Consider the following 8254-nt stretch of genomic DNA (forward strand, 5'->3'; position numbering starts at 1 on the left):
GGCCATGATGGCAGCCTGGATGTTGGTGGTGTCATCATGCTCGGCATCGCCCTTGGCGCCACAGTCGCGAACGTTGATGGTAAAGGGCTCAGCCGGCGTGGTGACACCTACGCTCAGCTCACGCTCGCCACAGACAAAACGGACCAGGTTGCGCTTGCCGGGGGTCAGGCCGTCGACATAGGTCTCGACCGTATTCGTGGTACCGGCGGGCTCGTCGTTGACAAAGATCTCCCACGTATCGGCGCAGGTAAAGTAACCGCCGTCGTCAAGCTCGATAACCGCCGCGCGCGCGTTGCGCCAGATAACGTTCGTCTCCATGGGTTTCTCCCTCAAAAAGATGCTCTAAAGGCAAATTGTACGCTGTTGAAAAAGGGCCGTGCCTGCCGGCGGAATTCCGGTGGCACGGCCCTGTGATTTGGACGATATGTCGGCCTTACTCGGCGGGAGTTACGCTACCGTCCTGGAAGCCAACGTTGTTGTGGGCAAAGCAGTCCTCGTACTTAAAGCCGGAGAGCTCCTCGCAAAGCGCCTTGACCTCGGGCTTGACGTCGGCCATCTTGCCACCCTACTTGACTCGGTGAATCTCGTCGCAAAGGACGTCGCACTGCTCCTTGTCGATCTTGATGCCGCGGGCAAGGACGGCCGCAAGCAGGAAGAAGCCGGCGCAGCCGATGATCATGTAGCCGCAGATATACAGAGGCACGGTAGCGGGCTGGGTCACGGCGTCGCTATTGCCGGCGGTCTGAATGAAGCCGGAGGCAGCAAGGACGATAGCCCACACGTTGACGGCGATAGCCTGGGCGATCTGCTGGCAGAGCTGCTGCGCGGAGCTGTAGATGCCCTCGCGACGACGCAGGGTGATGAGCTCATCGACATCGGGGATGTAGTTGAGCAGAACATCGGGCAGGTACTGGAAGCCGACGTAGAAGAACTTCCAGATGGCGAAGATGATGGGGTAGGCGATCATGGCGATGGCGACCGTGGAGGTGCCGTTAATCTGACCAAAGGCGAAGTAGTTGTAGGCAATGATGCACGCAGCGCAACCGACATTTGCGAGGTACCAAGACTTGTGGAAGCCCTTCTTGGCCATGAGGGCGACCCAGATGGCGGTGCAGACGATAGCGACGACCTTGCCAGGCATCTCCATCACGGACTCGTAGGACTTAGGAATCTGCAGGCAGTAGACGATGAAGAAGGACAGGCAGGCAGACCAGCAGGCAGCAGCGAGCTTCGTGGAGACCTGTGCGTACAGGACCTTGCGGAAGGACTTGTTGCGGAAGGTGGAGATAACGTCGATGAAGAACTTCTTGATACCCTCGCCGACGCTCTCGATCTTCTCCTGAGCGACCTCCTCGGGGGTGTGCTCCCACGTGGACAGGTACACACAAAGCAGCGAGATTGCCATGACCGAAGCGTTGACCGTAGCGATGATGAAGTAGCTGAACGGGTTGGTCTCGCCGAAGGTGCCAAAGCCGAAGCCCACAAGTGCAGCCATCAGGAAGCCGGCGGCGTTACCAAAGAGATGCTTGTAGCCGGTGAGGTACGTACGCTCCTTAAAGTCGTCGGTCATCTCGATGGTAAGCGGCGACAGGTTGGCGGTGCAGAACGTGTACGCGACGTTGTAGATCAGGTACAGCACAAAGTAGTACGGGAAGCCAAACGGCGTAGCCACGAAGATGAGCGGCTCGGCGATCATCATCGGGATGGCCAGCAAGATCCAGAAACGACGACGACCAAAGATGCGGCCAATCTTGGTGGCATAGAAGTTATCGGCCACAAAGCCCATCAGCGGGCAAAGAATGGCGTTGACATAGATGGCAAACGAGCTGATCAGTGCAGCCTCGCCTGCGGACAGGCCACACTCCGTGGACAGGAACAGCACCATGTAGCTGTGCGTAAAGGTCAGGGCACCGGAATTGAGCATACCGCCCATACCAAAGCCCAAGCGCGTCCAGAATGTGATCTTGCGCTTTTTACCGATCTTGTTAGTCATCGAGCTCCCTCTCTTTTCTCGATTGTCTTGGAACAAGACATTGGAGTCCATACCGACGTCTGTCTGCATGCCGTTCAGGGTGAACGTTTAGCTAGATTATGCGCGATTTGCTTATAATAGGTGAACGTTCACTTGTATATTATCCTTGAACGGTCGTTTTTTGCCGTTGAACGGACCTGAAAATGAAAATATCCCTGCATTTTTGATTATTAAGTCGATTCAGCACCACGCAACCACTAGGTGAACGTTCATTGTTCTCTGGAGATGAGGGAGGTGCCGGGCACCCTTCCCCAAAAAAGCCGTGCACGACAACGCAACGAGAAACGAAAAAACGACCCCGCCGAGAATGTCCTCAGCGGGGTCGTCCGGTCTTTGCAACAGCTTGCCCGATCACGCGCTCAACGTGTCATCGCTACAGGCAGACGCCGTCCTTCCAGATGCTGATCTCGTGACAGCCGCGACGCTCGGCGCTGGTAAGCTTGCCGCTCGCCGTGTCCAGCACCAGCTGGTACAGGTCATGGGCAGCCTCGTCGAGCGTGCGCTCGCCGGTGGCGACCACACCGGCGTTAAAGTCCATCCAGTTGGCCTTGTGGTCGCACAGACGCTGGTTGGTGAACACCTTGAGCGTAGGCGCCGGCGCACCAAACGGCGTGCCGCGGCCGGTCGAGAACAGGATCACGTGGCAGCCGGCAGCCGTCAGGGCCGTGGTGGATACCATGTCGTTGCCCGGACCGCACAACATGTTCAAACCATGCTTGGTAGCCTGACCGGCGTACGGCAGCACGTCGACGATGGGGGCAGATCCGCCCTTTTGCACGCAGCCGCAGCTCTTGTCCTCGAGCGTGGTAATGCCGCCGTCCTTGTTGCCGGGGCTCGGGTTCTCATAGACGACCTCGCCGTGGCTGATAAAGTAGTCCTTAAAGCCGTTGAGCATGTCGGCCGCCGCGTTAAAGACGTCTTGGCTCTCGCAACGATCGAGCAGAATGCTCTCCGCGCCAAACATCTCGGGCACCTCGGTGAGCACCGATGTGCCACCGCGGGCTACGACCATATCGCTCACGCGACCGATCGTGGGGTTGGCGGTAATGCCCGAAAGACCGTCAGATCCACCGCACTTAAGGCCAATGACCAGCTCGGAGGCGGGAATGGGCTCACGCTTGGCCTGCTTGGCCAGGTCGGCCAGCTCAGACAGAATCTTGTGGCCCTCGACCTGCTCGTCGGCTACATCCTGGCAGGTGAGGAAGCGAACGCGCTCGTGATCGAAGTCACCGAGCTCGTCGAGCACCTGCTGGTGCGTGCAGTTTTCGCAACCAAGGGACAGGAACAGCACACCCGCAGCGTTTGCGTGACGCGAGAGCGCCACCAGCAGACGGCGTGTCTGAGCGTGGTCGGCGCCGGTCTGGGAGCAGCCAAAGGGATGCGGGAAATAGTAAACGCCCTCCAGCGAACCCTCGACCAGATCCTGTGCCTGCTCGCACATGGCACGTGCGACCTCGTTGACGCAGCCGACCGTGGGGATGATCCACAGCTCGTTGCGCGTGGCGGCGCGGCCGTCGGCACGACGGAAGCCCATAAAGGTCTCGGGCTCAACCGGCTCAACGACCGGATGCGTCGGATTGTAAACGTACTCGACCTCGCCCGAAAGGTTGGTCTTGACGTTATGCGTATGAAGCCACTGACCGGGCTGGATGTCGCCCGTCACGTGGCCGATAGGAAGACCGTACTTGACGACGTCCTCCCCCGCCGCAATGGCACGCACGGCCATCTTGTGGCCCTGCGGAATATCCTCCGCGGCAACGACCTCGCCCACCCCGGGAACCGCGACGGCGGCGCCCTTGGCAAGCGGCGACAGCGCGACGATCACGTTATCGGCCGGATTGATCTGGATAGTGTTCATTACAAATGGTCCTAACCCTACAGGTTGAGCAGAAGTCGAGGCGCGGGCAAGCCGTCTGGCGCCCGCATCGGGAATTTACGCCTGGGCGTCGGCGAAGGCCTGCTTGACGCCCTCGGCGCGCACGACGGTGAGCGCGTTGACGACAAATTCCTCAAGGCCGGCGATCTGCGTAAGGTCCTCGCCCCACATCTGCTCATTGGTGAGCACGTCGTGCACCAGCTCGGCATCGTCTGCACCGGCGTGGGCGGCGTAGAAGTCGAGCACGAAGGCGTCGTCCTGAGCGGTGTACTCGGTGCCGTCGGCACGGCGCAGGTGCAGGCCATCGCCCTCGCGGGACACAAGCTCCTGCGTGTAGAAGGCGATGAGCGTAGCTAGGCTCGTGGCCAGGCACTTGGGCAGGCTGCCGGTCTCGGCAACATAGTCCTTGAGCGTGGGCAGGTCGCGAGCGCGCCACTTGGCCGTGGAGTTGAGGCAAATGGAGAGCAGCGCGTGGTCGATAAACGGGTTGTCGAATCGGTTCTCGACGGCGGCGGCAAAGGCCTTGCAGTCTTCGACATCCAAATCGGCGGCAAGCGTCGGGATGACCTCGTGGTAGAGCATGGTGTTCATGAAGCCGCGGACGGTCTCGTCGTGCATGCAGTCGCGCACGATATCAAAGCCGGCAACCCAGGAACCCGGAACAAAGGCGGTGTGGGCACCGTTGAGGATGCGGACCTTGCGCTTTTTGTACGGGGTGACGTCGGGAGTCACAAAGACACCCGGAAGACCAGCCTTCACAAAGGGAAGCTTCTCGGCAAGCGACTCGTCGCCCTGGATGCCCCACATCTGGAAGGGCTCGCGCACGGCCAGGAAGGGATCCTCGTAGCCCAGACGCTCAGCCACCGCGGCGGCCTCGGATGCGTCGCGGATACGGCCCGGTACGATGGTGTCGACGAGCGTGGTGCAGACGGTGCAGTCGTTGGCCATCCACTGCGCAAACTCGTCCTCCCAGCCCCAGTCGCTCACATACTGGTTCATGATGCGCAGCAACTCCTCACCGTTGTGATCGATGAGCTCGCAGGCGAGGACGATGACGCCCGGCTTACCGGCAGCCCAGCGGGTGTGGAGCACCTGGGCAAGCTTGGCGGGGAAGCTCGCGGGTGGCATGTCGTCGGCCTTGCAGGACGGGTCATAGGCGATACCGGCCTCGGTGGTGTTGGAGACGATAATCTCCAGGTCGTCAGAGACGGCGACCTCCATCATGGCGCGGTAGTCGTCCTCGCGGTACGGGTTGATGCAGCGGCTGCAAGCGCTAATCACGCGGGACTCGTCGACCGTGTTGCCGTCCTCCTTGCCGCGCACCAGCACGGTATACAGGTCGTCCTGGGCATTGATACCGTCGGCAAAGCCAAAGGCGCCGCTGATGGGCTGGACCATGACGATCTTGCCATTCCAGCCGGTCGCCTCGTTACCCATGTCAAAGAAGCGGTCAACGAAAGCGCGTAGGAAGTTGCCCTCGCCAAACTGCAGGACCTTCTCCGGCGCGTCCTTGGGAAGAAGATAGCCCTCGTAGCCGATCTTCTCGAGCGTATCGTAGCTGATGTTCTCCATCTATGTGTCTCCTTAGATGTCTGTTAGCGTGCAAGCAAAACGGGGCTCCGCGTGTGGCAACGGCGCCCAGGGTTCGATGTGATTCGATGCGGGCTTAGGCCTCGTCGGTGTCCAGGTCAAAGCCAAAGTAGCGGACCGCATTGTTGTAGCTGATGTCACGCACAACCTCGCCCAGCAGCTCCATGTCGGCCGGGTACTTGCCCTGCTCGACCCACTCGCCGATCACGCTGCACAGCACGCGACGGAAGTACTCGTGGCGCGGATAGGACAGGAAGGAGCGGGAATCGGTAAGCATGCCCACAAAGTTGCCCAACACGCCCTCGTTAGCCAGAGCCGTAAGCTGCTCGCGCATGCCGACCTCGTTGTCGTTGAACCACCAGGCGGAGCCGTTCTGGATCTTACCGGCAGTCGGAGCCTCCTGGAAGCAACCCATGACGGTATCGATCATGGTGTTATCGATGGGGTTCAGGCTGTACAAGATGGTCTTGGGCAGGCCGCAGGTCTCCTGGATGGAGTTGAGGAAATCGGCGAGCTGGTCGGACGGCGTGTAGTTGGAGATGCAGTCGTAGCCGGTGTCGGGACCGAGTTTGGCGAACATGGCGCGGTTGTTGTCGCGCTTGCAGCCAAAGTGCAGCTGCATGGCCCAGCCCAGACGGACATACTCGCCGGCAACGAACTGCATAAAGGCAGTCTTGTACTTGAGGACCTCTTCCTCGGTAAGCGGCTCGGCAGCCAGACCCTTGGCAAAGATAGCCTCGATCTCGTCGGCGGTAGCCGGGACGTACATAACGTAGTCGAGTGCGTGGTCGGATGCGCGGCAGCCCAGCTCGTGAGCAACGTCGTAGCGCTTGGAAATGGCAGCCTTCATGCCCTCAAAGTCGCTGACCTCAACGCCGGCAACCTCGGAGAGGTGCTTGCAGTAGTCGGCAAACTCCTGGCCGCGCTCGATGCGCAAAGCGGCATCGGGGCGCATGGCGGGAACGACCTGAACGTCAAAGCTGTCGTCGGCGGCAATCTTCTTGTGCCACTCAAAGCTGTCGGCGGGGTCGTCGGTAGTGCAGATCATGCGGACGTTGGACTGCTTGATCAGGTTACGGCAGGTAAAGCTAGCCTCAGCGAGCTTGGCGTTGGCAAGGTCCCAGACCTCCTGGGCAGTCTTGCCGTTGAGGACGCCCTCGTAGCCAAAGTAGCGCTTAAGCTCCAGGTGGCTCCACTCAAAGACGGGGTTGCCAACGCAGCGACCCAGGGTCTCGGCCCACTTTTGGAACTTCTCGCGAGCAGGGGCGTCGCCAGTGATAAAACGCTCGTCGACGCCGTTGGCACGCATCAGGCGCCACTTGTAGTGGTCGCCGCCCAGCCAAACCTCGGTGATGTTCTCGAAACGCTTGTCCTCCCAAATCTCCTTAGGAGAAATGTGGCAGTGATAGTCGACGATGGGCATGCCCTCGGCAAAGTTGTGGAACAGCTCCTCGCCGGTCTTAGTGCTCAGCAGGAAATCCTGATCGTCCATAAAGTTTTTCATCAAACAGCCCCTTTGCTGGCAACGCGGGCGCACGGCGCGCTCGTTATCCTTTAGGTGAACGTTCACTATACTAATCCATTGCACCTCAAAAGGTGAACGTTCACCTAACCACCACGGGGTGAACGGTAGATTTTGCCCGTTCAACGGTTGCTGGAGATGTGACTTGCATGTATTGCGGACTGTTTGGCGTCCCCGAACACCGAACTTGAGCGCTTTTGCTCAGGTGGGTCATGTCCCGACGTACATTTTTGGGAGTATTCAGCATTGGAGCGCGCCGTGCGCCATCCTCAGCGTCCTATTTGGAACGCAGATAGCGCCCGATCGGCATAAAAAGTGCCCCCGATGGCAAATTACGCCATCGGGGGCACTTAAAACAGTCGTTCTGCACCTCATTCAGGGCATGCCAATGCTGAATACTCCCAAAAATGCACGTCGCAAGAGGGGGTACCTGCTCAATCGGCTAAATACCCGCAAGTTCGCAGTAGCGGTCGACATTGCTGGCAAATACCATCTCGACGGCACCCTTCTGGACGGGCACCGTCGGGGTCCTTCCCCACAGCAGATAATCGCCCAGCGTCTTAGCGCCGCGATACGCCAGGCTCGTCGGGTCCTTATAGACAATATTGGTAAAGATACCGCGGCGCAAGGCCAGGGCGCTTTCGGGAAACAGGTCGTTGCCGATCACCATGACCCGACCGGCCTTGCCGGTCGAGACGAGCGCGTCGGCAACCACTTCGGAACCAACGGCAAAAACGCTACAGATAAGTTCGGGGGCGTCCGGCGCACTCAAGCGCTTTTCGAGCTCATGCTCGAGTTGTTTGACTTGCGCATGGGCACCTGCAAGATCCTCAACCTGCCATGGAATATCACGTTCGCGCAGGTAATTGTGGAAGGCGCGGGCGGTTAGATAGTGCGAATCGGTATATGGGTCGCCTGTCAAAAGGAGCACGCGGGCGTCGGCCCCAGAAGCATGGACCAGGTTTGCCGCCTGCTCGGCCATAAGGCTGCCTGCCGTCGAATAATCGGCCAAGCTCGCACCCAAACGATTCAAATGCGGACGGTCGCCGTCGACAAGCTCAATCGTCACGCCCGCCTCGGCGATCTGCCCCAAAAGCTCAGTCGCACGATCGTCGCCCGGCGCATAGGCGAGCAAGCCATCAATCTTCTCGCCCACCTGCAGACGCTCGTCGATTTGCTCGAGTGCATCAGCGTAGCCGCCCACGCCAAATTCAACGCGCTCAACCGTAATGCC

Annotated in this window: 7 protein-coding genes; all 7 read right to left on the reverse strand. The window is 59.7% G+C overall.

What is annotated here, in order from left to right:
• Positions 1-318: hypothetical protein (locus AB5405_RS09125; RefSeq protein WP_368138259.1), on the reverse strand; the 318-nt coding region annotated here is incomplete at its 3' end.
• Between the two features lie 115 nt (positions 319-433).
• Positions 434-556, reverse strand: coding sequence for a hypothetical protein (locus tag AB5405_RS09130; RefSeq protein WP_368138260.1), 123 nt, complete (start codon positions 554-556; stop codon positions 434-436).
• Between the two features lie 9 nt (positions 557-565).
• Positions 566-1993 (reverse strand): MFS transporter, encoded by a 1428-nt coding sequence (locus AB5405_RS09135; protein WP_368138261.1) that lies wholly within the window; start codon positions 1991-1993, stop codon positions 566-568.
• 412 nt (positions 1994-2405) lie between these two features.
• Positions 2406-3890 (reverse strand): UxaA family hydrolase, encoded by a 1485-nt coding sequence (locus AB5405_RS09140; protein WP_368138262.1) that lies wholly within the window; start codon positions 3888-3890, stop codon positions 2406-2408.
• A 75-nt stretch (positions 3891-3965) separates the two neighbouring features.
• Positions 3966-5480, reverse strand: a complete 1515-nt coding sequence (locus tag AB5405_RS09145) for a tagaturonate reductase (RefSeq protein WP_368138263.1) — start codon at positions 5478-5480, stop codon at positions 3966-3968.
• Between the two features lie 94 nt (positions 5481-5574).
• The gene (gene uxaC, locus AB5405_RS09150; RefSeq protein WP_316365156.1) at positions 5575-7002 is read right to left on the reverse strand and encodes a glucuronate isomerase; all 1428 of its coding nucleotides are present in this window, start codon (positions 7000-7002) and stop codon (positions 5575-5577) included.
• 460 nt (positions 7003-7462) lie between these two features.
• The coding region (locus tag AB5405_RS09155) for a substrate-binding domain-containing protein (protein ID WP_368138264.1) at positions 7463-8254 on the reverse strand (792 nt) is incomplete at its 5' end.

This window comes from Collinsella aerofaciens, assembly GCF_040920445.1.
Lineage (GTDB): Bacteria > Actinomycetota > Coriobacteriia > Coriobacteriales > Coriobacteriaceae > Collinsella > Collinsella aerofaciens_BH.